At 24.8% G+C, this 1,709-nt stretch carries 2 protein-coding genes; both read right to left on the bottom strand.

Features of this window, described 5'->3' with window-relative positions; translation table 11 throughout:
* Positions 1 to 633, bottom strand: a 633-nt coding sequence (locus tag CLLU_RS18415; RefSeq protein ID WP_146127631.1) for a hypothetical protein, incomplete at its 3' end; no start/stop codon positions are given.
* A 492-nt stretch (positions 634 to 1,125) separates the two neighbouring features.
* A partial coding sequence (locus CLLU_RS18410) for a glycosyltransferase (RefSeq protein WP_146127630.1) occupies positions 1,126 to 1,709 on the bottom strand: 584 nt, incomplete at its 5' end.

The following is a 1,709-nucleotide window of genomic DNA, read 5'->3' as shown; positions in this document are numbered from 1 at the left end:
AGTTATAACAAATATAAACAAAATTATCATAGATACCAAATTCATTAATTTATTTTTCTTTATATTATTATAATAATATAAAGTAGCTAAAGAGAATACTATGATTAAAGTTCCAGTAAAGCTAGATTCAGGTGTTAACAATCTTATCCTGTTGTAATCTTCGCCACCATGAAAAATAGAATTAAATAACAAAGGATCAAATATTTCAAATAATAAAACAAAAAATAACATAAAATAAGTAAATACAAATGGTTTAAATATTTCAGTTGTAGATAATTTTTTTTGTATATTTTCAATCATTATCAAAAATAATATTATATCTAAAAAATACACGGATGCCTTAAGACCTTTTACTAATAAATTTTGTCCCCAATATACATTACTATTATTTAAGATTACAGCATAAATAAATAGTGAAATTAAGCTTACAAATATTAGATAAACCATCAACTTCAATAATTTCTTAGTGTAAATTGATATATTTATTTTTCTATTTATGATTAAAAATATTATAAATATTATAGGAGTAATTAAAGAAGTAAGCGAATAAGCTATATAACCAAATTTATCTCCTAAACTCAAGCTTTGTACTATAGTGCTCAGAATTAAAACAAAATATAAAATGTAATTCATTGAAGTATCCTTTCTAATATCTCTATATTACGTTATTTTCAACAGCACGAGCTGGATTACTTGCATGCATATATTTCATTTTGTTTTTTTAATCACTAGCTAGATACTACAGAACCAGTCCCCATAACGCAATTATTACATACGGCTGAGCTTTTCTCGAAATAGTGGCTATTCAAGAGTTAGAAATTCTCTTAATATAGCATAATTACTATTATTATTGTTGACTATATTATTTTTTACCAAATCAATTATGATACCATTAAAACCTTAAATTTCTTTCTAAATGATGTTGACCATCCTACTATTTCTTTTGTACATATATCTTTTACAGTTGCAAGGTATAACTGGCCTTTATGTGTACTAATATCACTTACTCATACAGAATTTGTAGTTTCAACTTTAAAATTTTGGTTCAAAAAATTATCAGCTGTTGGAAGTTTGCAAACAAAATATATAATTGCCTTAAATTGCCTTTTTCTTATAAAGTAATGTCTATCTTCTTTTTACATCCTGTAAAGTCTCTACTCTACTTAATTTTTCTAAAAACTCATTATAATAACTTCCTATGGCATTCCAACAATAATTATTTTCTATTACATTCAAAGTGCTACTAATCATATTATTATAATCTTCAGGATTACTTAAAGCCTCAATACAAGCTTGGGCAAACTCACCTGCATGATTTCTAACCATCAAATGTTCATTATTTACAAATATCGTACCTTCTACTCCCTTAGAAGTAGTAATAACAATTTTACCATTTCCAAGAGCCTCAAATAATTTTATCTTAACTCCACCACCACTTAAAAGTGGTATAACACATATATTAGTTATATTAAAATAATTTTTCATGTCTTTAACTTTACCTGTCACTATAACATTATTATTTTTCAACTTTTTAACTTCTCTTGTAGGATCTTTACCTACAATATAAAATTTAACATCTTGTATTTTATTTTTAATCAGAGGTAGTATATCTTTACAAAACCACTTCACAGCTTGAATATTAGGTTCATAATCCATCTTTCCTGTAAAAATTATATTATGTTTTATATCATTACTTACAAACTTTGAAT

Origin of the sequence: Clostridium luticellarii, from assembly GCF_002995845.1 — a bacterium.
Taxonomy (GTDB): Bacteria; Bacillota; Clostridia; order Clostridiales; family Clostridiaceae; genus Clostridium_B; species Clostridium_B luticellarii.
The sequence above is the reverse complement of the archived record's forward strand: the minus strand, read 5'-3'. Positions and strand labels throughout refer to the sequence as shown.